The organism is Spirillospora sp. NPDC000708 (genome assembly GCF_040299565.1).
In the GTDB taxonomy this organism is placed as follows: domain Bacteria; phylum Actinomycetota; class Actinomycetes; order Streptosporangiales; family Streptosporangiaceae; genus Spirillospora.
Genome location: NZ_JBEPCJ010000028.1, coordinates 1 through 23,733, shown reverse-complemented (window position 1 = coordinate 23,733; position 23,733 = coordinate 1). Strand labels below are relative to the sequence as shown.

Annotated in this window: 22 protein-coding genes and 1 tRNA gene; 1 reads left to right on the top strand and 22 read right to left on the bottom strand. The window is 70.2% G+C overall.

The window, feature by feature from the left end:
* Window positions 1–145: 145 nt before the first annotated feature.
* From ABT299_RS20940 to ABT299_RS20835, 22 genes are all read right to left on the bottom strand, one after another.
* Complete coding sequence (locus tag ABT299_RS20940; protein WP_500251758.1) at window positions 146–1,348, bottom strand: Rv1363c family protein; 1,203 nt, start codon at window positions 1,346–1,348, stop codon at window positions 146–148.
* A 2-nt stretch (window positions 1,349–1,350) separates the two neighbouring features.
* Window positions 1,351–1,839, bottom strand: a complete 489-nt coding sequence (locus tag ABT299_RS20935; RefSeq protein WP_387021906.1) for an Rv1363c family protein — start codon at window positions 1,837–1,839, stop codon at window positions 1,351–1,353.
* 10 nt (window positions 1,840–1,849) lie between these two features.
* Window positions 1,850–3,337 (bottom strand): MCE family protein, encoded by a 1,488-nt coding sequence (locus ABT299_RS20930; RefSeq protein ID WP_500251734.1) that lies wholly within the window; start codon window positions 3,335–3,337, stop codon window positions 1,850–1,852.
* Window positions 3,334–4,677 (bottom strand): MCE family protein, encoded by a 1,344-nt coding sequence (locus tag ABT299_RS20925; protein ID WP_500251733.1) that lies wholly within the window; start codon window positions 4,675–4,677, stop codon window positions 3,334–3,336. The genes ABT299_RS20930 and ABT299_RS20925 overlap by 4 nt, the downstream gene beginning before the upstream one ends.
* Window positions 4,674–5,999: an MCE family protein gene (locus ABT299_RS20920; protein WP_500251732.1), complete on the bottom strand. Its 1,326-nt coding sequence runs from the start codon at window positions 5,997–5,999 to the stop codon at window positions 4,674–4,676. Before ABT299_RS20920 ends, ABT299_RS20925 begins: the two co-directional genes overlap by 4 nt.
* A gap of 15 nt (window positions 6,000–6,014) precedes the next feature.
* Window positions 6,015–7,097 carry an MCE family protein gene (locus tag ABT299_RS20915; RefSeq protein ID WP_190862606.1) on the bottom strand — a complete coding sequence of 361 codons (1,083 nt, stop codon included), beginning with the start codon at window positions 7,095–7,097 and terminating at the stop codon, window positions 6,015–6,017.
* A complete protein-coding gene (locus ABT299_RS20910; protein ID WP_190862603.1) occupies window positions 7,098–8,129 on the bottom strand; it encodes an MCE family protein in 1,032 nt (343 codons plus the stop codon).
* Window positions 8,126–9,436, bottom strand: coding sequence for an MCE family protein (locus ABT299_RS20905; RefSeq protein WP_241756092.1), 1,311 nt, complete (start codon window positions 9,434–9,436; stop codon window positions 8,126–8,128). Before ABT299_RS20905 ends, ABT299_RS20910 begins: the two co-directional genes overlap by 4 nt.
* A gap of 7 nt (window positions 9,437–9,443) precedes the next feature.
* Window positions 9,444–10,292, bottom strand: coding sequence for an MlaE family ABC transporter permease (locus tag ABT299_RS20900; RefSeq protein WP_190862601.1), 849 nt, complete (start codon window positions 10,290–10,292; stop codon window positions 9,444–9,446).
* The gene (locus ABT299_RS20895; RefSeq protein ID WP_194737337.1) at window positions 10,292–11,143 is read right to left on the bottom strand and encodes an MlaE family ABC transporter permease; all 852 of its coding nucleotides are present in this window, start codon (window positions 11,141–11,143) and stop codon (window positions 10,292–10,294) included. Before ABT299_RS20895 ends, ABT299_RS20900 begins: the two co-directional genes overlap by 1 nt.
* Window positions 11,143–12,261, bottom strand: a complete 1,119-nt coding sequence (locus ABT299_RS20890; protein WP_387021923.1) for an ABC transporter ATP-binding protein — start codon at window positions 12,259–12,261, stop codon at window positions 11,143–11,145. The genes ABT299_RS20895 and ABT299_RS20890 overlap by 1 nt, the downstream gene beginning before the upstream one ends.
* A gap of 695 nt (window positions 12,262–12,956) precedes the next feature.
* A complete protein-coding gene (rplL, locus tag ABT299_RS20885) occupies window positions 12,957–13,343 on the bottom strand; it encodes a 50S ribosomal protein L7/L12 (RefSeq protein WP_190863981.1) in 387 nt (128 codons plus the stop codon).
* A 56-nt stretch (window positions 13,344–13,399) separates the two neighbouring features.
* Entirely contained in the window at window positions 13,400–13,987 is a 588-nt protein-coding gene (gene rplJ, locus ABT299_RS20880; protein WP_190863979.1) for a 50S ribosomal protein L10, read from the bottom strand.
* 384 nt (window positions 13,988–14,371) lie between these two features.
* Window positions 14,372–15,256 carry an SCO4651 family lipoprotein gene (locus ABT299_RS20875; RefSeq protein ID WP_190863977.1) on the bottom strand — a complete coding sequence of 295 codons (885 nt, stop codon included), beginning with the start codon at window positions 15,254–15,256 and terminating at the stop codon, window positions 14,372–14,374.
* 118 nt (window positions 15,257–15,374) lie between these two features.
* Window positions 15,375–16,226, bottom strand: coding sequence for an SCO4651 family lipoprotein (locus tag ABT299_RS20870; RefSeq protein ID WP_500251731.1), 852 nt, complete (start codon window positions 16,224–16,226; stop codon window positions 15,375–15,377).
* 175 nt (window positions 16,227–16,401) lie between these two features.
* Complete coding sequence (locus ABT299_RS20865; protein ID WP_500251730.1) at window positions 16,402–17,274, bottom strand: hypothetical protein; 873 nt, start codon at window positions 17,272–17,274, stop codon at window positions 16,402–16,404.
* Window positions 17,275–17,419: 145 nt separating this feature from the next.
* Complete coding sequence (locus ABT299_RS20860; RefSeq protein WP_500251729.1) at window positions 17,420–18,955, bottom strand: class I adenylate-forming enzyme family protein; 1,536 nt, start codon at window positions 18,953–18,955, stop codon at window positions 17,420–17,422.
* Between the two features lie 166 nt (window positions 18,956–19,121).
* On the bottom strand, window positions 19,122–19,838 hold the full coding sequence (rplA, locus tag ABT299_RS20855) for a 50S ribosomal protein L1 (protein WP_190863961.1): 717 nt from the start codon (window positions 19,836–19,838) through the stop codon (window positions 19,122–19,124).
* Between the two features lie 61 nt (window positions 19,839–19,899).
* Window positions 19,900–20,328, bottom strand: a complete 429-nt coding sequence (gene rplK, locus ABT299_RS20850) for a 50S ribosomal protein L11 (RefSeq protein WP_387021939.1) — start codon at window positions 20,326–20,328, stop codon at window positions 19,900–19,902.
* A 294-nt stretch (window positions 20,329–20,622) separates the two neighbouring features.
* Window positions 20,623–21,516, bottom strand: coding sequence for a transcription termination/antitermination protein NusG (gene nusG, locus ABT299_RS20845; protein ID WP_347256964.1), 894 nt, complete (start codon window positions 21,514–21,516; stop codon window positions 20,623–20,625).
* 98 nt (window positions 21,517–21,614) lie between these two features.
* Window positions 21,615–21,863, bottom strand: a complete 249-nt coding sequence (gene secE / locus ABT299_RS20840; RefSeq protein ID WP_190863957.1) for a preprotein translocase subunit SecE — start codon at window positions 21,861–21,863, stop codon at window positions 21,615–21,617.
* Window positions 21,864–21,984: 121 nt separating this feature from the next.
* Window positions 21,985–22,057, bottom strand: a tRNA-Trp gene (locus ABT299_RS20835).
* Window positions 22,058–22,313: 256 nt separating this feature from the next.
* Between ABT299_RS20835 and ABT299_RS20830 the strand changes: the two genes are divergently transcribed.
* The gene (locus tag ABT299_RS20830) at window positions 22,314–23,525 is read left to right on the top strand and encodes a pyridoxal phosphate-dependent aminotransferase (protein WP_190863955.1); all 1,212 of its coding nucleotides are present in this window, start codon (window positions 22,314–22,316) and stop codon (window positions 23,523–23,525) included.
* Window positions 23,526–23,733: the final 208 nt, after the last annotated feature.

Here is a 23,733-nt window from a genome sequence, read left to right as displayed (position 1 = left end):
CGTCTGCCCGCGGCGCCGGGCGGCCCCGCGCGGGGGGCCCGCGCGGGGCGGGGGGGGGCCCGCTCTACGCGCGGCCGGCCCGCCGGGGGGGCCGGCGGGCCGTCGGGAGGCGCTGATCCTCGGGCGCTCTCGAAGGGGCGGCGCGTCAGGAGATGACGTCGACCTTCTCGGCGAGCCATTTCCCGTGGACCTTGACCATGGTCATCTTCAGCCGCAGCGACTCGGGGAGCTGCTGCGTCTTGTCGTTCTTGGTGGCGGACGAGCGGTCGGCGTAGACGAGCGCCACGACCCGGTCCGGGGTCGCGCTGATCACGCCGGTCTTCATCACCGTCGTCGTCCCGATGAGCTGCTGCGCGGTCGCCTGCGCCTTGAAGGACGGGATCTGCTTGACGTAGTCGTCGTGCAGCTTGCCCGTCGTCATGGCGGCGGCGGCCTTCGTGTCGGTGTCGATCGTCCGGTAGTCGTAGGACGACAGCTCCTGGGCGGCCTTGGACGCGGCCCACAGGCCGTTCTTGCGGGCGTCGTCCGTGGCGCTCTGCTCCTGCGCCTTGAGGAACAGCAGCGTCGACGCGGTGCCGAACGCGATGACCAGGACGACCAGCACGGCGAGCAAGGTGAACCCGCCGGTGCCGAAGCGGCGACCCGGTGCGGCGTCGTCCTCGTCGTCGTCGGAGTCGTCGGAGTCGTCGGCCTCGACCTTGGCGGACTTCTTGAGGGTCAGCCGGCCGCGCTTCGCCTTGGGCGCGTCGTCCTCGTCCTCGTCGTCGTCGGAGTCGTCGGCCTCCGCCTTGGCGTCGTCCTCGGAGTCGCCTTCCGCGTCCTCGCCGGTCTCGTCCTCGGCGTCGGTCTCCTCTTCGGTGCCGGCCGAGCCGCTCTCGGTCTTCTCGGGCTTGGCGCCCGTCTCGACCTCGTCGACATCGGCGGCCGATGCCTCAGTGGGCGCTGAGACGTCCGCTGCGGGCTCGTCGTCCTCAGGGCCGCTTTCGGGGGCCTTCTTGGTACGGCGGGGCTTCACAGCCGTTTTGACGGCCTTCCCCGCGCCCGCGGGGGCGTCGTCGCCGTCGTCCTCGTCGGCCTCGTCGGCCTCGTCGGCCGCCGCGGCCGCCTCAGCGGCGATCTGCGCCAGCCGCGCGGCCTCCCGGGCGCGCTCGGCCGCCTCCTCGGCGAGCCGCGCCGCCTCGGCGGCCTCCTCGGCCTTCGCGGCCTGCTCGGCGGCCGTGCGGGTGCGGCCCTCGCCGCCCTTGCCCTCGCCGCCGTCCTTGCCCTCGGCGCCGTTCTTGCCCGCCGCGCCGTCCTTGCGGGAGCCCTTGCCCTTCTCCGGTGCGGAGCGCTTGCCCCGGCCGAGCATGGTCACGGGACCACCTCCAGGTTGGCGACGAGCCAGCGGTCACCGACCCGGCTGAGTTCCATGAGGTACCGGTAGGCGCGCGGGGCGCCGTCCTTCACCTTCGGGTTGGTGACGGTCCCGTTGAGGGAGACCATCACCTCGGCGGAATCGCCGTCCATGGAGACGACCCCGGCCTCGACCTGGTTGACGGTCGACTTGGCCTGCGTCTGGCTCAGCGTGTCCATCAGGGTCTTGGACTGGGAGCCGAGCTTGTTCTTCAGGTCGCCGGTGGCACCCGCCATGATCCGGTCGATGTCCTTCTGGGCGGACGACGAGCTGATCGTCATCAGGTTGACGCCCATCTGGCGGGCCGACTGCGTCGCCTTCGCGCGCTGGTCGGCGGCGTCCTTGCCGTGGTACACGCGGACGGAGTAGACGCCGGTGAAGACGGCGAGCGCGACGACGAGCACGCCGAGGGCGATGGTGGCGATCTGCGGTGAGAGGCGTCTCATCGGCCCCGCCTCACTGGCTCAGGGGTCCGAGCATGAGCCACTTCCACGAGGAATCTCCCAACTCACGGTTGCCGGCGGTCCGTGGCATGACGTACTTCTTGCCGTCCGGCCCGTAGACCGCGCCCGTCGACGGATCGTATCCAGCGAATTCCACTGAATTGGCCGGATACGACAGGTACAGCCGCCCATTCGACAGCTCGCCCGTGGGCGCCGCCGCCGCCGCGGCGGCCTGGCCGTTCCCCGCGCCGCCGCCGGAGGTCTTGCCCTTCCCCTTGGCCTCGGACGAGCCGGAGCCGGCGTCCGAGCCCGTCCCGGACGCGCCGCCGGCCGGGAACCCGGCGCCGGCGGTGGCGCCGGGGGGCAGCGCCGGGACGGGCGAGAGCTCGTCCTTGGGGAAGTTGCGGGCGCCGCGCACGGCGGTCGACGAGTCGTGCGGGGCCTTGCAGCCGACGTTCAGCGGCGGGTTGCGCAGCGAGGTGTCCTGCGGCCAGCGGTGCTTCACGCCCTCGTAGCCCTTGGTGCACGCGGGCGGCGAGCTGATGTTCAGGTCGAGGCCGAGGTGCTGGGTGCCGTCGCCGGGGGTGACGGTGAACGCGCCCGCCACCTCGACCGGGTAGAGGATGAACAGCGACCGCAGGCCCGCCTGCCGGGACGTGATGACCTGCCCGGTGGTGGACAGGTTCGCCAGCAGCGTCGGCAGCGTCGGGGCGAGCTGGTCGATGGCCTTGTGGGTCTGGTCGACGGCGCCCGGGGCGTTGTCGATCGTCTGGCGCAGGGCCGGGTCGTCCTTGCGGAGCGAGGCGGTGAAGTCGTTGAGGTTGCGGGCGAAGCCGCGGATGTTCGCGGCCTCGCTGCGCTGGGTGTCGAGCACCGTCACGCTGTTGTCGAGGAGCTGCTTGGTGTCCGGGTAGGTCTGGTTCGCGGTCTCCAGCAGCCGGTGCGTGTCGTCCAGGATCGACTGCAGGTCCGACGCGGAGCCGTTGAACGCCCGGCCCAGCTCGTCGACGATCGTGCCGAGGTCCTTGGTGTTCACCGACCCGACGAGCTGGTCGACGTTGCGGAGCAGCTCCTCGGTGCGCACCGGGAGCGTGGTCATGTTCGCCGGGATCGTGTACGGCGCGCCCTGGTCGAGGTAGGGGCCGGTCCTCTTGCTGGGTTCGAGGTCGATGTACTGCTCGCCGACCGCGGACCGGTTCGCGACGATCGCCTTGGTGCCGTCGCGAGGGATGCGCTTGCCGCGGTCGAGCTGCAGCTTGACCTTGATGCCGTCCTTGGTGAGCGACATCGGCCCGACCCGGCCGACGGGCACGCCGCGGTAGGTGACCTCGGCGTTGGTGAACACGCCGCCGGAGTCGGTCAGGTCGACGTAGGCGGTGTACTGCTTGCCGAGGACCTGCCGGCCGACGCCGATGTAGTTCACCAGGACGATCGTCACGCCGACGACCGTGATCACCGCGAAGGCGATCAGCTGGACGATGACGCCGCGCTTGAGGATCACCAGAGGCCCCCCATCAGGGTCCGCAGACCGTCGTCGCCCGAGGCCGGGGGCAGCGCGCCGGTCTTCGAGCCGCCGGAGCCCTTCGTCTTCGCGCCCTTGGTCGGCGTCGGCGTCGGCGTGGTCGCGCCGGGCAGGCCGGGCAGCCCGCCGGCGCCGCCGCCGGACGACTGCGGCAGCGAGCCGAGCGGCGAGTCGGGAAGGGTCACGTTGGGCACCTGCAGCATGTTGCGCATCTGCTTGCCGCTGCCGATCTGGTTCTCCAGGTCGGTGCCGCCGAGCAGGTTCTGGGCGAGGTCGTTGAAGTCCAGGTCGACGGTGAGCTTCACGTTGCCGTAGTCGCCCTGGATGACGTTGGCGAAGGTCGGCGGGAACGGGAAGGTGATCAGCGACTGGAGCGCGTTCGGCAGGTCGGAGCCGGCCTTGTTGAGGTTGGCGAGGATCTTGTTCAGGTCCCGCAGGTTCGCCACGAAGTTCGCCTGCGACTTGTCGATCACGTCGGTGGTGGTGCGGCTGAGCTTGTTCAGCGCGACCAGCATCTTCGTGAGGTCGGCCCGGTTGCGCTTGAGGACCGCGATCGCCGGGCCGGTCTCGTCGATGGTGTCGGTGATCGTCTTGCGCTCGTCGGACAGCTTGCCGGTGAGCCGGTCGAGGCTGTCCAGCGCGCGGGTGATCGCGGCGCGGTTGGTGTCCAGCGTCCCGGCGAAGGTGTCGACCCGCTGCAGCACCGCGCGGATCGAGCCCTCCCGGCCGCTCATCGCGGCCTGCAGCTCGTGGCTGATCGTCGCGACCTGCTGGATGCCGCCGCCGTTCAGCAGCAGCGACATCGCCGACAGCACCTCTTCGATCTCGGTGCCCTGGCCGGTGCGCGACAGCGGGATGACGTCGCCGGAGCCGAGCCGCCCGGTCGGCGGCTCGCTGGTCGGCGGCTCCAGCTGGACGAACTTCTCGCCGAGGAGGCTCGTCTGGCTGATCGTCGCGTGCGCGTTGTCCGGCAGGTTGACGTCGCCGCGCACCTTGACGGTGACGACGGCGTGCCAGCCGGCGCTGCCGCCGGCGAGGTCGACCTTCGTGACCTTGCCGACCGACACGTCGTTGACCTTGACCACCGACTGCGGCACCAGGTCCAGCACGTTCGCGAACTCGATCTTCACCGTGCGGGGGTGTGGGCCGAGGTCGGGGCCGCCGGGCAGCGGCAGCGACGAGACGCCGCTGAACGAGCAGCCCGACAGCGCCGTGACGCCCGCGAGGACGGCGGCGCCGAACAGCCTGCCGCACCGCACCGGCGACCGACCCTCGACCGGCGCCCGGCCCGTGCGCAGCCTGCGGGGTGTCCTGCTCATCCGGCACCTCCGGGCAGCAGCGAGGTGATGCTCTTCGGGTCGTGCGCGGTCGCCGTGCCCGTCTTCGTCGTCTTGGCGGTCTTCGAGGTCTTCGTGGTCGTGGAACCGCCGCGGCCGCCGGGACCGTAGGCGTCGGGCGGGATCGGCACCGGGTCGTAGTGCGTGGTCAGCGCGGTGATCCAGGACAGGTCCAGGCTGACCCCGGCCAGTGCCTTGCCGATGCCGTTGTACGGCTTGACGAAGTCCAGGCACTGCTTGGCGGGCGTCCCGACCGAGTACGCCAGCGAGCACACCCAGTCGGCCAGGTTGTTGAACTGGCGGAAGTTGTCGCGGGTGTGGATGGTGCCGCTGATCGGGTCGTAGGCGCGGGCCAGGTTGTTGATGGCGAGCGGGCCGGCGGTCAGCACCTCGGCCAGCGCGTCCTTCTCCTTCACCAGCACGCCGGTGACCTGCGCGAGCTGCCGGACGTTCGACGACAGCTCGGTGCGGTTGTCCTTGATGAACTTCTGCACGTTCCGCAGCGTCGGGGCGAGGGTGTTGAGGGCCGCGCTGAGCTCCTCCTTCTCCCCGTCCAGCTGGCCGGACACCCCGTTCAGGTGGGTGCTGAACGACCGGATCTGCTGGTCGTTGGCCTTCATCGTGTCGGTGATGATCCGCAGGTTCCGGATCGTCGTGGCGATGTCGCCGCGGTCGGTGCTGAGCGTGCTCAGCATCTGCGAGGTGTCGGCGATCGTCTGCCGGATGTCCTCGCCCTGCCCCTGCAGGTTCTGCGCGCCGACCTGCAGCAGCCGCGACAGCGAGCCCTGCTGCTTGTCGGGGGTGGTGGCGTTCGCGCCCTGCGGGCCGAGCGCCTTGGTGAGGTCGTTCAGGCTGCCGCCGACCTCGTCCACCTCGACCGGGACCTGGGTGCGGCTGGTGGTCAGCGTCGCGCCGTCCGCCAGCACGGGCCCGCCGGTGTAGGCGGGGGTCAGCTGGATGTACCGGTCGGCGACCAGGCTCTGGTTGACGATGACGGCCTGGGCGTTCGCCGGGACCTTGTACTTGGCGTCCCACTTCAGCCCGACCTTCACCGCGTCGCCGACGGGCTTGACGCTGGTGACCTCGCCGACGGGGATGCCGAGGATGCGGACCTCGGCGCCCTTGTAGAGGCCGACGGTCTTGGTGAAGTAGGCCGTCATGTGCCGCTGCTTGGGTTCCTGCAGGAGCAGGACGAGCGCGGCCGCCAGCACCGCGACGGCGAGGATCGCGCCGCCCAGGCGAAGTATCAACGCGGACTGGCGGGGGCGGGCCCCCGGCAGGGGGTCGGAGCTAACACTGCGCACTTATGACCTGCCTGCTCACGGGAGGAAGGGCAACGGGTTGTCGCTGTTGTTGCCGGTACCGGTCCGGCCGTTCTGCTTCTGCTGGCCGCCGCCCTGGGTCGTGGCGCCCGTCCCGGTGCCCGTGCTCTTCGGGGCGTCCTGGATCGAGGCGGGGATGGGGAGAAGGTTCTGGATGTAGGAGTCGAACCAGCGGCCGGTGCCGACGACGTCGGAGAACTGCCGGGCGTACGGCGCGAACAGCTGGATCGTCCGGTCCAGGTTGTCCTGGTTCTTCAGCAGGATCCGGTTGACCTTCGTGAGGTTGTCCAGCATCGGCCTCAGCTGCGCCTGGTTCTCACTGATCAGCGCGTTCACCTGCTGCGACAGCGTGACCGTGTTGACCAGCAGCTGGTGGATCACGGCGCGGCGGGCCTGCACGGCCTGGAGGACCTTGTCGCCGTCCTGGACGAGCTTGGCGAAGTCCTGGTTGCGGTCGGCCAGCAGCTGCGAGACGTCCTTGGCCTTGCCGGCCAGCTCGTGCAGCTGGTCGTCGCGGGACGCGACGGTGTTCGACAGCCGGCGCAGCCCCTGCAGGGACGCCCGCACCTCCGGCGGGGAGTTCTTGAAGGTGTCCGAGAGGGTGTCGAACGACTTGGCGAGCTGCACCGTGTCGATCTTGTCGACGCGCTGGCTCAGCTGGCTGATCGCCGGCACGACCTCGAACGGCGTGTGCGTGTCCTTCAGCGGGATGTTGCGGCCGAGTTTTCCGGTCCCCTGCGGGGTGAGCGCCAGGAAGTGCTGGCCGAGCAGCGTCTTGATCTTGATGTCGGCCTGCGTGCGGTCGCCGAGCCGGACGTTCTTGTCCACCTGGAAAGTGACCTTGACGTGGCCGTGGTCGAGGTCGAGCCCGGTGACCTTGCCGACCTTGACGCCGGCGATCCGGACCTCCTCCCCCGACTTCAGCCCGGCCGCCTCCGCGAACGTGGCGGTGTGCGTGGTGCCGCCGTTGACGAACGGGATGTTCCCGAGGTTCATCGCCAGCACGAGCGCCAGGACGATCACCGCGAAGCCGATGAGGGCGATGGGGACCGGGTTGCGCTCCCGGAACGGGATCCTCATCTACTTGCACCTCGCGTTCTCGTTCACGATCGCCGGCGTCTGGTAGACCGGTCCGCCCGGCAGCCGCACCCGCGCGTCGAGGCCGCAGATGTACATGTTGAACCAGGAGCCGTACTGGGAGATGCTGACCAGCTTCTGCAGCGTCCTCGGCGAGCCCTCCAGGGCCGAGTTGACCTGGCCGCTGTTGGCGTTGAGGGTCCCGGTGAGCTGCTTCAGCCCGGCGATGTCGCTCTTGATCCCCGGCCGCGACTGCTTCAGCAGGCCCGCGGTGGTCCCGGTCAGCTGGTTGATCGCCGACACCGAGTCGAAGATCGCCTGCCGGTCGCCGGACACCCCGCTGACGAACCCGCGCAGGTCCGTGATCAGCTGCTCGACCTGCTGGTGCCGGTCGTCGATCGTGCCGAGCACGGTGTTCAGGTTGTCGATCACGTCGCCGATCACCTGGTCGCGGTCGGCGAGGGTGTTGGTCAGCGACGCCACGTGCGACAGCAGGCTGTTGACCGTCCCGCCCTCGCCCTGCAGCACCTGGATGATCTGGGTGGCGAGGGTGTTGACGTCCTTCGGCTCCAGCGCCTGGAACAGCGGGTGGAACCCGTTGAACAGCGCGGTGAGGTCGAGCGCGGGCTGGGTCTGCGCGACCGGGATCGTGCCGCCGGTCCTGAGGTAGCTGTTGGCCTGCCCGGCGCCGTCGCTCAGCGACAGGTACCGCTGCCCCATCAGGTTGCGGTAGCGGATCTGCGCCTGCGTGGACGCCGGCAGCCCCGCCTCGAACACGCCGCTCTTCTGGATGCTGAACGTCACCTGGGCCTGGTTGCCGTGGTACAGCTTGACGCTCTTCACCTGGCCGACCCGGACGCCCGCCACGCGCACGTCGTCGTTGTCGAGCAGCCCGGTCGCGTCGGTGAAGATCGCCTTGTACTCGCGGGACGGCCCGAACCGGGCGTTGGAGATCGTCATCGCGAGCACGCCGGTGGCGAGCGCGGTGAGCACCACGAAGATGCCGAGCTTGATCGCGGCGCTGGTCGTCCTCACTTGATCGTCACCACCGATCCGCGCAGCAGCGGCCCGTACATCAGCGAGGCGACGTCGGAGACCTCGTCGGCCGGGGTCCGCGTCATCGGCCCCACGATGTTCTTGATCTTGTCGTTCTCGCTCATCGCGCCCGGGTCGACGAACACGTCGGAGATGCCGCGCCCGCGCGCGCCGCCGCCGCTGCCGCCGTTGGGGTCATCGGGGTTCTTCCACCACAGGTCGTCCTGGGTGCCGTCCAGTGCCAGGTAGTCCGGCGAGGGGACCTTCGGGTTCGGCAGCCCGTAGCAGCGCGGGTTGCGCTGGTCCTTGGCCTCGGGCAGGTCCAGCGGGTACTTGTAGCCCGGCCGCGGCTTGACGATCTCGACGGTCAGGTTGAAGGTCTTGGACCCGTTGCCGCCGGCCACCCGCTCGGCCTCCGGCCGCAGCTTCACCAGCCCGGCGAACACGCACGGCAGCGACGGCGAGTACCGGGCGATCAGCGACAGCCCGGTGCGGCTCGCGATGTTCACGCCGACGATCTTCGGCGCGTTCTGCGTCATGAACGCGTCGCCGTCCTGCGCGAGCGCGGTCGTCGCCGGGATCAGCTGCTCGATCGTCGCCTTCTTGTCGGTGATCGTCCGGCTGGTCACGTTGATGTTGCGCAGCGTCTGCAGCAGGTCCGGCGCGGCCTGGTCGTAGATGTCGGACACGTCGGCGAGGCTGTGCAGGTCGTGCACCAGCGTCGGCAGCTGCGGGTTGATCTTCTGCAGCAGCGTGTTGGCCTCGTCGATGTCCTGGCCGATCTGGTCGCCGCGGCCCTGCAGCGCCGTGGCCAGCGCGTTCAGGGTGGTGTTCAGCTCGGCCGGCTTCACGGCCTGGAGGACGGGCAGCAGGTCGTCCAGCACCTTGTTGATCTCGACGGCCTGCTGGGAGCGGTCCTGCTGGATCGTCTGGCCGGCGCGCAGGCCCTGCGGGCCCGGCTGCTGCGGGATCTCCAGGTCGACGTACTTCTCGCCGAACAGCGTCTTCGGCAGCAGCCGCGCCTGCACGTTGTTCGGGATCAGCTTGGCCTTGCCGGGGTCCAGCGCGAGGTCGAGCGTCGCGCCACTGCCGGACACGTGCGTGCCGCGGACCTCGCCGACGATGATGCCGCGGACCTTCACGTCCGCGTGCGGCAGCAGCTGCAGCCCGGCCCGTTCCGTCGCGACCTTCACGTTCGTCACCGGCGTGAACCACTTGTTGTAGAACGCCACGGTCAGCGCCAGCAGCATCACGATCACGAGGATCATGGCCAGCCCGAGCACGCGGTAGCGCATCCGTTCGCTCATGGCCGCGTCACCCCGCGATCCGGACGCCGGTGCTGGTGCCCCAGATGGCCATGCCGAGCAGCAGGTCCGCCACGTTGATCACCACGATGCTGGTGCGCACCGCGCGGCCGACCGCGATGCCGACGCCGGCCGGGCCGCCGCTGGCGTTGTAGCCGTAGTAGCAGTGGATCAGCATCACCAGCACCGAGAAGATGATCACCTTGCCGAACGACCAGTAGATGTCGTGCGGCGGCAGGAACAGATGGAAGTAGTGGTCGTAGGTGCCGGTCGACTGGCCGTAGAACATCGTCACGATGACGCGCGTCGCGCCGTAGGAGGCCAGCAGGCCCACCACGTACAGCGGGATCACCGCGACCATCCCCGCGATCATCCGGGTGGTGACCAGGAACGGCATCGACGGGACCGCCATCACCTCGAGCGCGTCGATCTCGTCGGAGATCCGCATCGCGCCGAGCTGGGCGGTGAAACCGCAGCCGACCGTGGCCGACAGCGCCAGCGCCGACACCAGCGGCGCGATCTCGCGGGTGTTGAAGTAGGAGGCGATGAAGCCGGTGAACGCGGCGGTGCCGATCTGGTCGAGGGACTCGTAGCCCTCCAGGCCGACCTGGCTGCCGGTGAAGAACGTCATGAAGCCGACGATCACCACCGAGCCGCCGATGACGGCGAGGCCGCCGGTGCCGAGGCTCACCTCGGCCAGCAGCCGCAGCACCTCGACGCGGTACCGGCGCAGCACCCGGAACGTCCACGCGAACGCGCGGACGTAGAACGACATCTGGTGGCCGAAGTCGTCCAGCCGGTCCAGGGGACCGCTGATCGCCCGGCTGACGGCCTTCCCCGCCTTCGTTGGGGCCGCCATCACATGCCCTTCGCCGGGACGAACTGGGTGTACAGCGTCGAGATGATGAAGTTCTCGACGAACAGCAGCATGAAGGTGATGACCACGGTCTGGTTGACCGCGTCGCCGACGCCCTTCGGGCCGCCCTTGGCGTTCAGGCCCTTGTAGGCCGCGACCAGCCCGGCGGTGATGCCGAACACGAACGCCTTGATCTCCGCCTGCACCAGGTCGGGCAGCTGCGCGATCGCGTTGAACGAGGCGAGGTAGGCGCCCGGCGTGCCGTCCTGCAGCACGACGTTGAAGAAGTAGCCGCCGAGCAGGCCGACCACCGACACCAGGCCGTTCAGGAACAGCGCGACGAACGCGCACGCGAGGGTGCGCGGCACCACGAGGCGCTGCAGCGGGTTGATCCCGAGCACCTCCATGGCGTCGATCTCCTCGCGGATCTTGCGGGAGCCGATGTCGGCGCACATCGCCGACCCCGCGGCGCCCGCGACCAGCAGCGAGGTGACCAGCGGGCTGGCCTCGCGGACGATCGCGACCACCGCGGTCGCACCGGTGTAGGACTGCGCGCCCAGCTGCCGGATGAGCCCGCCCACCTGCAGCGACAGCACGCCGCCGAACGGGATGGCGACCAGCATGGTGGGGACGACGGTGACGCTGACGATGAACCAGGCCTGCTCGATGAACTCGCGCCACTGGAAGGGCGGGCGGAACAGCTGCCGCCCGGTGTCCAGGCACATGCCGAAGAAGCGGCCGGGCTCCTTGATCGCGACGTTGGCCGCGCCGTCCCCGATCTTGCGGAGCGTGCCGGAGGACCCTCCGGTCCGCCTTCCCCCTCGCTGGTCCGCGCCGATACCAGGAGTGGACATCAGTACGCCGCACCTCCGGGCGCGCCGGGCGGCGGGCTGCCGGGGAACATGCCGGGGGCGCCGGGGCCGCCGGGCGGGGGGCCCGCGGGCGGCGGTCCGCCCGGGGCCGCCGGGGCGGCGGCCGCGCCGGCGGACATGGACGCCACGTACCGCGGCCACTCCTCCACCCAGTTGCGGCCGAGGTCGTCGATGAACGACCCGGGCGGCGGCGTGACGCCGTGCGCGGCGCACCAGGCGCCGGGGGCGTGCATGCCGGCCCGCAGCATGCCGTTGCTGGCCATCTGCTGCGGCGGGATGGGGGGCAGCTTGCCCGAGTCGAGGCCCATCTTCGCCTCGGCCTCCAGCTCGGAGGCGTCCTTCTCCTCCGACATGCCGATCGGGCCGATCTTGCTGGCGTTGAGGAACTGCCGGACGACCGGTTCCTCGCTGGACAGCAGCATCTCCCGCGGCCCGAACATGGCCAGGTTCCGCTGGTACAGCAGGCCGATGTTGTCGGGGATGGTGCGGGCGGTGTTGATGTCGTGGGTGACGATCAGGAACGTCGCGTTGAGCTGCGCGTTCAGGTCGATGAACACCTGGTTCAGGAACGCGGTGCGGACGGGGTCGAGGCCGGAGTCCGGCTCGTCGATCAGCAGGATCTCGGGGTCCAGCACGAGGGCGCGGGCGAGGCCGGCGCGCTTCTTCATACCGCCGGAGATCTCGCCGGGCAGCTTGTGCTCGGCGCCGAGGAGGCCGACCATCTCCATCTTCTCGAAGACGATGCGCTTGACCTCGGACTCGGACTTCTTGGTGTGCTCGCGCAGCGGAAAGGCGATGTTGTCGAACAGGTTCATCGACCCGAACAGCGCGCCGTCCTGGAACAGCACGCCGAACAGCTTGCGGGTCTCGTAGAGCTGCGACTCGGGCAGGTACGGGAGGTCCTTGTCGCCGATCCAGATGTGCCCGCGGTTCGGCTTGAGCAGGCCGACGAGGGACTTCAGGAAGACCGACTTGCCGGTACCGGACGGGCCCAGAAGAACGGAGATCTCACCTGCGGGAATGGTCAGCGACACGTCCTGCCAGATCACCTGGCGGCCGAAGGACTTGGTCAGGCCCTCGACTCTGATCTCGACGCCCACTCGTCACCTTTCGTCCAGGCCGGGGGGAATCCCGAACCAATGAGCGAGTAGCACTCTGGCTCTTGCCTGCCCGTCACACCTCGTGTCCGTCTCGTTGCTACCGCCCGGTAGCCGTGACGGGTGCCACTACCGTAGCGGCCCCCCGTCCAAATGGAAGGGGTTCCGCCCCAGATCAGCGGCAAAATCCGACGTCGTAAGACAATCGTTACTTACGGGCTCTATGAGACTAGTGGTCCAAGAACCGGCGCCTCAAGCCAGGGGTGCGGCGGCGCGCTGGAGCCGCCGGCCGGGACAGGGCGGCCGGGTGTGGCCACAGCGTCAGAACGGGACGGTACGCCGCCCGCCGACTACCGCACAACCCGCACCGGCACACGCTTTTCACCAGCTCTTTATCACTCGCCCACAGGAAACGCACCAGAAACGGGCCCTCTGTTGCGCCACCCCGACAAGGCGCCCGCGGCAGGCCCCCGGCGCGACCCCGTTCACCTGCGAAGGCACCCGACGAAGCCCGCCGACGCGACTCGGCCCGCCAATGCGAACAGACCCACCGACCCGCACGGACCCACCGATCCGAACGGCCCCGCCCGAGCGAACGGGCCCGGTGACACGAAAAGGCGGCCGCCCCACCCGAAGGTGGGACGGCCGCCTCGAAAGAGCAGCGGAGCCGCGCGGGCTCCGGGACGCTCCGGAGGGCCTTACTTGACGGTGACCGTCGCGCCGGCCTTCTCCAGGGCCTCCTTGGCCTTGTCGGCCGTCTCCTTGTTGACCTTCTCGAGCAGCGGCTTCGGCGCGCCGTCGACCAGGTCCTTGGCCTCCTTGAGGCCGAGGCTCGTCAGGGTGCGAACCTCCTTGATGACCTGGATCTTCTTGTCGCCGGCGCCCTCGAGGATGACGTCGAACTCGTCCTGCGCGGCGGCCTCCTCGGCAGCCGGGGCCGCGCCGGTCGGCGCGACGGCGGCCGCGACGGGCGCGGCGGCCTTGACGTCGAAGACGTCCTCGAACTGCTTCACGAAGTCGGACAGCTCGAGGAGGGTCATCTCCTTGAACGCGTCGAGCAGCTCGTCGGTGCTGAGCTTCGCCATGATGTTTCCTCCGCTATGGCTTCAGGATCTGGGGTTTAAGGGGAACCGCGGGTTGCCTACTCGGCGGGTGCCTCGTCGGCGGCCTCGGCGGCCGGCGCGTCGGCGGGGGCCTCGGCGGACTCGCCGCCGGCCTCGCGCTTGGCGCGCAGCGCCTCGGCGAGCTGGGCCGCCTGCGTCGGCAGGGCGTTGAAGAGCGCGGCCGCGTTGGCCATGGAGCCCTTCATCGCGCCGGCCAGCTTGGCCAGCAGGACCTCGCGGGACTCGAGGTCCGCGAGCCTGGTGATCTCCGCGGCGTCCATCGACTTGCCGTCGATGAAGCCGCCCTTGATCACCAGCAGCGGGTTGGCCTTGGCGAAGTCACGCAGGCCCTTGGCGGCCTCGACCACGTCGCCGCGGACGAACGCGATGGCCGACGGGCCTTCGAGCAGCTCACGGAACTGCTCGTCGACACCGGCCTCGTTCGCGGCGCGCCTGGTCAGCGTGTTCTTCACCACGGCGAACTTCGCGGTCTCGCCGAGGTTGGTGCGCAGCTCCTTGAGCTGCGCCACCGTCAGCCCGCGGTACTCGGTCAGCACGGCGCCGTTGGAGCTCTCGAAATCGTTCTTGAGCTCGGCGATCGCCGCGGCCTTCTCGGCCTTAGCCATGTGGCCTCCTTCCGATTACCTGGGTGGTCACGATCCGCGCCCGGCCCTCGCGGGTCAGGCGCCGATCCACCAAAAAACGCCCCGGCGCAGGTGTGCACGGGGCGTCTTGCCAGGCCCGGGAAAGGCCGAGCGGAAGGCTCTCGTCTCACCTACGCAGGCCGCCCGAACGGATCGGGACCTTCGGCCGTCCCTCGCGGAACGGCGACCGGCGGTCTTCGGCAGACAACAGAGTACGTGCCGGAGCGGCGCGAGGCCAAATCGGCGCGTGGCCGCATCCACACGTGGCCGCGTCCGCGCGAGGCCGCGTCCGCGCGGAGGGCCGCGCCGGTCTGCCGGCGCGGCCCTCCGTCGGTGGTTCCGTCGTTCGCTTGCGGGTCGTCCCCGTCAGGCGCCGGGGGCCAGGCCGTTGCCCATGCTCTTGAGCAGCGCGTCGAAGTCGGTGACCTGGCTCGCCGGCGGCGCGCTGACCTGCACCGGCTTGCCGAAGTCGCGGTAGGTGGTCGTGATCGTCATGACGCCGGCGGCCGTCTGGCCGGTCTTCATCGTCATCTTGCGGGGCAGCTGCTGCCCGTCCACCCACAGGTCGAAGTTCATGTCGCCGTTCATGCCGGACTTCGCCAGGTTCTTCTCGTACGCCTGCCGCTGGTCGGCGGGGAGCTTGGCGACCGCGTCCGCCACCCGGTAGGTGCCGGTGTAGTGGGTGGTCCGGACGCCGTTCACCGTCTCCTTGCCGACCTCGCGGGCGTCCTTGGACGCCGTCAGCATCTTGGTGTTCTGCACCGGGTCCATCTGCTGCGACTGCTGGAGCAGCTGGTCCATGTTCAAGCCGGACTTCGCGCCGACCTCGTCCAGCGACATCTTCACCCAGGGCTTGGCGGACGCGCCGCCGCCGAGCTGCGCGAGCTGCGGGATCTTCATGTAGATGGTGCGGCCGACCAGGACCTCCTTCATGCCGGCCATCGACTTGCCGCCGACCGACATGCTGCCGAAGTCCATGCTGAAGGCGAGGTCCGGCTTGGTCCGGTACTGCATCGTCCCGGCCATGTTGATGTCGCCGGTGGGCGAGCCCGTCGACGTCATCGACATGTCGGCCTGGAACGAGTCGATCTTCCCGGTCTTCTGGGCCGTCCTGCCGAGCGCCTCCGCGGCGGTCAGCTTGATGTTCTTGCCGGCCTCGTCCACCTTGTTCCCGGCGTCGCCGAGACAGCCGGTCAGCGCGAGGGCGAGGCCGGCGGCGACCGCCGTGCCCGCGGCGAAACGTCGGATCATGGGTGCATCTCCTCGGTCTGCGTCATGGAGCCCGGACGCTCGGACCGGACCCTGTATGAGACGCAGGGGAGACTAGCGGGGTTCAGTCTGTCCCGTGTCGCCCGGCGTGACCTGTGTGTCAGTTCTTGCCGAGGAGCGAGCCCAGCGACATGGTGCCGACCTGGTCGGACGGCGGCGCGTTCACCCCGAAGGACTTGCCGTAGTCGCTGTAGAGCACCGTCACCGAGCCGTTGTCGCCCTGCTTGTCGGACGACTTGGACACGAGCTTGCGGGGCAGGTTGTTCCCGTCCGTCCACAGATCGAAGTTGATCTTGCCGTTGGCGTGGTCCTTCGGCAGCCACCCGTCGACCTTGTCGCGGGTCTGGGCGTCGAGCCGGTTCAGCGCGTCCTTGACGGTGACCGTGCCCGCGTAGTGGACGGTCTTGACGCCGTCGATCGTCTCGGTGCCGACCCGGTGGGCGTCCTTGGAACCGGTGAACATCTTGGTCTGCTCGGCCGGGTTCACCTTCTCGACCTGGTTCACCAGGCCCTGCACGTCGAAGCCGGTGCGCTGGGACACCTGGTTCACGTCGATCTTCACCCACGGCTTGCCGCCGCTGATGAACTGCGCGAGCTGCGGCACCTTGGCGTAGAGCGTGTTGTCGGTGAAGATCGCCTGGCCCTTGGCGCCCGGAACGGTCTGCCCGTTGTGCGTCACGTCGTCGAGCTGCGCGCTGAACTTCAGCGCCGGCTTGAGCCGGAACTGGCCCGTCGCGTGGATCCTGCCGGAGTCCGAGCCGGTGCCGGTGACGGTCAGGTCGGCCTTGAAGGTGTCCGACTGCGCCGTCTTCTGTGACGATTTCAGCAGCGCCTCGTTGGCACTGAGCTTCATGTTCGCGTTCGAGCCCGACCCGTCCCCGTTGCACCCGGACAGGAGGAGCGCGGCACCCACGGCGGTGCCTCCGGCGGCCACTACCAGTCGTCGGTTCATGAGGTTTCGGCCTCCCTTGTCGCCCTGCTGGTGTTCCCAGTCTGTCGAGGCGTTAACGGCGCTACATCCCCCGGTGGTACGAACGGGGCTTAGGCCGGTACGACCATCGGCGTACCCCGCCCATGGCCGAACGGCCATGCGCCAGAGCGCGCGCGGCGGGCGTTTCGGGAGGGCGTCAGCGGTAGGAGCCGAACGTCATGGAGCCGGCGAACGTCCCGTCGGGCGCCGTCGCGGACAGCCCGATCGTCGCCGGACGGTCCTGCTTGCCCGACCACAGGTCCAGCGAGATGCCGACGTCGTCCGGGACGACCTCGCGGACCGCGTCCGCGGTCTCCTTCGGCAGCAGGCCGTACACGCTGCCCATCAGCGCCTGCGCGAGATAGTGGGTGCGGCCGTTCGCGTCCGGGCCGGTCACCACGTTGCCGGGCACCCCGCGGATGATGTACGTGAACTGCCGCGGGTCCGACCCCGTCCGCAGCTTCTCCAGCTGCGCGGCGCTGAGCTTGGACTTCGTCCACTTCTCGCCGTCGAACCCGGACAGCGTGCTGCCGCTCACGATCACCTTCTGCGTGATCTTGCTGAGCGTGCCGTCCTTCATCGTCTGCGTGACGCCGACCGCGTTCATCGAGAACGAGGGCCACAGGCTGATCGTCGCGGTCTCGGACGCCTGCTTGTAGTCGCCGCCCGTCCCGATCGTGAGCTTCACGCTCGTCTTGCGGACGAACGACCTCAGCTCGGGGCCCGGCTTCGGCGACGGGTTCGCCGCGGCGCCGCCCGGCCCGGCCGTCCGCCCGCCCGGCGCGCCCGCGCCGCCGCCGGTCCCGGTGCCCGAGCCGGGTGCGCCGGACGCGGACGGCGCCACCGCGCCCGACGTGGCGTTGTTCGGGTTCGCCGGGTCCGCCTGCGCCATCTGCGCGCTCGGCGGCAGGGCGCCCGAGTCCTTCGACGACATGACGCCGGTCTTCACCGCCATCAGGATCGCGGTGGGCACGACGGCCACGGCCGTGACGGCGGAGACGGCGATGATCCGGTCGGTTCGGCGCTTCACGGGGACGATTCAACACCAACCACACCAATCACAACAAAACAATCCGTCCAATAGAATTGTCCTGATCCGGACCCGACGCGCGGTATCCCGCAGGTCAACGGCATGATCGCGACGTGACGCCCCCGCTCACGGCGCGGCCGGAGCCTCAGCCCCCGGCGAGGCGGTCGCGGAGCACCGACTTGCGGACCTTGCCGTTGCCGGTGCGCGGCAGCGCGTCGACGTACTCGATGCGGCGCGGCGTCTTGAACCCGGCGAGCCTCGCCCGGCACGCGCCGATCAGCTCCTCGTCCGCCGGCCGCGCGCCGTCGGCCACGATCACCGCGCACACCGACTGGCCCCAGCGCGGGTCCGGCAGCCCGACCACGGCGACCTCCCCGACGCCCGGGACCGTGCGCAGCACGTCCTCCACCTCCCGGGACGAGACGTTCTCGCCCCCGGTGACGATCACGTCCTTGAGGCGGTCGACCAGGTAGAGGTAGCCGTCCTCGTCGACGCGGCCGACGTCGCCGGTGCGGAACCAGTCCCCCGCGAACGCCTCCGCCGTCGCGTCCGGATCGTCCCAGTAGCCGGGCGTGACCTGCGCGCCCCGCACGACGACCTCGCCGAGCGCGCCCGTGGGGACGGGCGCCCCGTCCTCGCCGACCACCCGGATCTCGACGCCCTCCGCGGGACGTCCCGCCGACGCCGCCAGCCCCGGTCGCGACGCGATGGCGGCCCGGTGGTCGTCCGGGGACAGGAACGTCGCGTTTCCGGACAGCTCCGTCATGCCGAAGCCCTGGTTGAGGTCGCAGCCGAGCATGTCGTGGACGCGGCGCAGCAGCGGGACCGGCATCGGCGCCGACCCGTACGAGACCACCCGCAGGCCGCCGCGCAGCACCTCCAGCGCCGCCGGGTCGCCGGCCAGGTGCGCGAGCAGGTCCTCCAGCATGGTCGGCGCCAGCGACACGTTCGTGACACCGTGCCGGCGCACCGCCTCCACCAGGTCCGCCGGACGGAACCGGCGCATCACCACGGCATGCCGCCCGTACAGGTGATGCAGCATCACCTGGTAGCCCGCCACATGGCAGAGCGGGAACGGCGTGCAGAACACGTCGCCCGGACGGACCGGCCGCCCCGACGCCGACACCCTCAAGCCCGCGAGCAGGCTCCCGTGCGTGAGCCGCACCCCCTTGGGACGGCCCGTCGTCCCGCTGGTGAACATCAGCCACGCGACGCCATCCGGCCCCGTCTCCGTGCGGTCCGGTCGCCGCGGCGCGTCCCAGGGCAGATCGGTGACGGGCACGAGCGGAGGACGGCCGGCACCGAGTTCTCCCTCGGCAGCGAGCCGGTCGAGCAGGTCCGTCTCGCCGAGCACGAGCGACGCGCCGCTGCGCACGATCTGGTCGGCCCACTCGCGCGGATGAAGCCGCTGGTTGAGCGGCACGAGGACGCGCCCGTCACGCGGCACCCCGTAATAGGCGGCCACGTACTCCAGCCGGTTGTGCGCCAGCAGCGCCACGCGCGCCCCCGGCGGGCACCGCTCGCCGAGATAGGCGCTGAGGGCGTCCGTCCGCGCGCGCAGCTCCCGGAACGTCCAGGCCGTCCCGTCCACCGACAGCGCCGGAGCGTCGGGGGCGCCGTCCGCCGCCGCGTCGAGCACGTCGTAGAGCCGGTGGAGGTCCCCGCGCGGCGATCCGCCCATCACGCCCCTCTCTCGCGATCCGGCGACGCAATCTACCGGCCGAGGCGCACCGCCGGACCCGCCGGTGCCGCTCAGCGGGAAGGGCCCCGGAAACGCGGCAGGGCGCCTCCGGATGGAGACGCCCTGCCGTTTCGCCCGTGTCACCCGCGGGCGGGGAAGCCCGTGATCAGGCCTCCTCGAGCTCCGCGGTGAGGTTGCGGACCGCGTTCGGGTCGACGGGGATGCTCGGCCCCATCGACGTCGTCAGCGCGGCCTTCTTCACGTACCGGCCCTTGGCCGCGGACGGCTTGAGCCGCTGGATCTCCTCGACCGCCGCCGCGTAGTTCTCCACCAGCTGGCGCTCGTTGAAGGACGCCTTGCCGATGATGAAGTGCAGGTTCGCGTGCCGGTCCACCCGGAACTCGATCTTGCCGCCCTTGATGTCGGACACGGCCTTGGCCACGTCCATCGTCACGGTGCCGGTCTTCGGGTTCGGCATCAGGCCGCGCGGACCGAGCACCCGGCCGAGGCGGCCGACCTTGCCCATCTGGTCCGGCGTCGCCACGACCGCGTCGAAATCCAGGAAACCGCCCTGGATCCGCTCGATCATGTCGTCCGACCCGACCAGGTCTGCGCCGGCCTCGCGGGCCTCCTCCGCCTTCGCGCCGCCCGCGAACACCAGCACCCGGGCGGTCTTGCCGGTGCCGTGCGGCAGGTTGACGGTGCCGCGCACCATCTGGTCGGCCTTGCGGGGGTCGACCCCGAGCCGCAGCGCGACCTCGACGGTCGCGTCGAACTTGGTGACGGTGGTCTCCTTGGCCAGCTTGACGGCCTCGGCCGGGCTGTACAGCCGCTCCCGGTCGATCTTCTCGGCCGCCGCGCGGTAGCCCTTGCTGCGCTTCATGCTCGTTCCTCCAAGGAACTCGTGGTACGGGCCGCGCCCGGCCCTGCCACTGGGTGGTGAACTACTTGACCTCGATGCCCATCGACCGCGCGGTGCCCGCGACGATCTTCTCCGCGGCCGCCAGGTCCTTGGCGTTGAGGTCGGGCATCTTGGTCGTGGCGATCTCGCGGATCTGGTCCGCGGTGACCGAGCCGACCTTGGTCTTGTGCGGCTCGCCGCTGCCCTTCTCCACACCGGCGGCCTTCAGGATGAGCTGCGCGGCCGGCGGGGTCTTGGTGACGAAGGAGAACGAGCGGTCCTCGTAGATGGTGATCTCTACGGGGATGACGTTGCCGCGCTGGGACTCCGTCGCAGCGTTGTACTGCTTGCAGAAGTCCATGATGTTGACGCCGTGCGGGCCGAGCGCGGTACCCACCGGCGGCGCCGGCGTGGCCTGGCCCGCCTGCAGCTGGACCTTGACCAGGGCCGCCACTTTTTTCTTCGGAGGCATGTCTCTCCTCTGCGTTCCGTTTCGCTGTGGTCCCGACTCCCGGTTCTCCGGGCAACGCGGCGGGCGGAACATGACCACCGTGTTGGGACCTTGGCCGACCCCGCATCCCCGCGTGCGCGGGGAGCAAAGCTGCGCCTTGACGAGCGCGGCGATGTTGGGGCCATCCCCGCATGCGCGGGGCCGATCGATGTCCCTCGCCCGGAGGCGAGACGAGCATCGGGTCGCCCTCGCCGAGGCGAGGACGACCCGTCAAGACTACGTGCTGATCAGACCGCGCCGGACGGGCGGCGGCGGTCAGATCTTGGAGACCTGGTTGAAGCTCAGCTCGACCGGGGTCTCCCGGCCGAAGATCGACACCAGCACCTTGAGCTTCTGCTGCTCGGCGTTGATCTCGTTGACGGTGGCGGGGAGGGTGGCGAACGGGCCGTCCATGACGGTGACCGACTCGCCGACCTCGAAGTCGACGGTGGCGGCGACCTTGGCCTGCTCCTTGGCCTTGGCGACGCCCTCCTCCGGCTCGGGCGCCAGCAGGTTCGCGACCTCGTCCAGGCTCAGCGGGGACGGCTTGTTCAGCAGGCCGACGAACCCGGTCACGCCCGGCGTGTTGCGGACCGCGGCCCACGACTCGTCGGTCAGCTCCATCCGGACGAGGATGTAGCCCGGCAGGACCTTCTCGTTGACCTTCTGCCGCTTGCCGCCCTTGATCTCGGTCACCTCGTGCTGGGGGACCTCGATCTGGAAGATGTAGTCCTCCATGTTGAGGGTCTGGGTGCGGGTCTCGATGTTGGTCTTGACCCGGTTCTCGTACCCCGCGTAGGAGTGCACGACGTACCAGTCGCCCGGCTGGAGGCGCAGCTGCATCTTGAAGTCGGCGTACGGGTCGGCGGGCGGCTCGGCCTCGGCCTCCTCGTCCTCGCCTTCCGCGTCGTCCTCGCCGGCGGGCGCGTCCGCGGCGTCGGCGGCGTCCGGGCCCTCGACGGCCTCGGCGAGGTCGGCGGCGTCCGCGGCGGCGTCGGGCGCGACGCCCTCGCCCTCGAGCTTCTCGTCCGCGGGCACGGCCTCGCCGGCGGCGACGGCGGCCTCGGCCGCGTCCTCGGCGGGCTCGGCCGCCTGGCCGGCCGCAGCAGCCGCGGCGGACTGGGCCTCGTCAACGGCCTCGTCGTAGGGCGGCTGTGAGGGCTCGGACACGGTGACTCTCTCTCCGGACGTCTGCGGTGATGGGATTGGCGGTGCTTCTTGCCGGGTGGTGCGGCGCCGGGCGGCGATGACCGCTCCGCCGGCCGGCCTCAGCCGAAGATCTTGTAGATCCCCTGCTGCAGGCCGTAGTCGAAGCCGGACACGATCGCGACCATGATGAGCACGAACATCAGGGACACGGTCGTGTAGGTGACGAGCTCGCGGCGGGTCGGCCAGATGACCTTGCGCAGCTCGGCGATGACCTGGCGCACGAACAGCGCCGGAGTGGTCCGCCTGGGGGCGGACTTCCCCTTGCCTTCGTCCTTGGCCGCGGCCTCGCCGCGCGTCTCAGTCGCCATTGCCGCCGTTCACCTCATAGGTCGTGTTCCAACCACCCAGTGGTTGTCGCGCGGCCCGCGCCGCGGAACGCCACGGCGGGCGCCGTGGCGCGGCCGGCACCGGTGCGCGCACCGCACCTCGCAGGGCAGGAGGGACTCGAACCCCCAACCGCCGGTTTTGGAGACCGGAGCTCTACCAATTGAGCCACTGCCCTTCATTCTCCGGCTAAGGAGAACACCCCGGCCGCGGGACCGGGTCGGTGCCGTGCCCCAGCTTACGACCTCTTGGGTGTGCCCGTGTGCGGACAGGGTCGTATGCCGGTGACGCGTCACTAGGGAGAGGAGTCTACGTCGCCGAGGGCTCCGCGTCGAACCGGACGGCGCGGAAACCCGCGCGGCCGCCGCGAAGGCCATGTCACCGGGCCCGGTATATCGCTCGGGTCATGGCCTCGCTTCTGTAACGATAGGGATATGAGCATCGACCGTCCTCGCATCTCCAAGCGCATCGCCGCGATATCCGAGTCCGCCACGCTGGCCGTGGACGCCAAGGCCAAGGCCCTGAAGGCGGCCGGTCGCCCGGTCATCGGCTTCGGCGCGGGCGAGCCCGACTTCCCGACCCCGGACTACATCGTCGAGGCGGCGGTCACCGCCTGCCGGGTGCCCCGCTTCCACAAGTACACGCCGGCGGGCGGCCTGCCCGAGCTGCGCGCCGCCATCGCCGAGAAGACCGAGCGGGACTCCGGCTACAAGGTGGACGCGTCGCAGGTCCTGGTGACCAACGGCGGCAAGCAGGCGGTGTACGAGGCGTTCGCGGCGCTGCTGGACCCGGGCGACGAGGTGCTCGTCCCGACCCCGTACTGGACGACCTACCCCGAGTCGATCAAGCTGGCGGGCGGCGTGCCGGTGGACGTGGTCGCCGACGAGACCACCGGCTACAAGGTGAGCGTCGAGCAGCTGGAGGCGGCCCGCACCGACCGGACGAAGGTGCTGCTGTTCGTCTCCCCGTCCAACCCGACGGGCGCGGTGTACTCGCGCGACGAGATCGAGGCGATCGGCCGGTGGGCCGACGAGCACGGCCTCTGGGTGATCACGGACGAGATCTACGAGCACCTGGTGTACGGGGACGCCGAGTTCCACTCGATGCCCGTCGTGGTGCCGGAGCTGGCCGACCGGACCCTGGTGCTGAACGGGGTCGCGAAGACGTACGCGATGACCGGCTGGCGGGTGGGCTGGCTGATCGGCCCGGCGGACGTGGTGAAGGCCGCCGCGAACATGCAGTCGCACGCGACGTCGAACGTGGCGAACGTCTCGCAGGCCGCCGCGCTCGCCGCGGTGACCGGCGACCTGTCGGCGGTCGCGGAGATGCGCAAGGCGTTCGACCGGCGCCGCCAGACGATCGTGCGGATGCTGAACGAGATCCCCGGCGTGGTGTGCCCGGAGCCGGAGGGCGCGTTCTACGCGTACCCGTCGGTGAAGGCGCTGCTGGGCAAGGAGATCCGCGGCAAGCGCCCGGAGACGTCGGTGGAGCTGGCGTCGCTGATCCTGGAGGAGGCCGAGGTCGCGCTGGTGCCCGGCGAGGCGTTCGGCACCCCCGGCTACTTCCGCCTCTCCTACGCCCTGGGCGACGACGACCTCGTCGAGGGCGTCTCCCGGGTCGCGAAGCTTCTCAACGAGGCGAGCTGACCCGAGCGAGACCAAACCGGCCCCGGACGCGAAAGCGCCCGGGGCCGGTGCTTTTTGTACAGCGACTCTGCGCACCGGCCTCAGCCCGCGCCCCCGCCACGCGCCGACCCGACCCGTCGCGATCGCGAGCGAAGCCGGATTCGAGCGGAGCGAGAATCCGATCGCGCAGCGAGCCCCCAGGGCGAGTCGAAGCGATGCAGCGATCGCA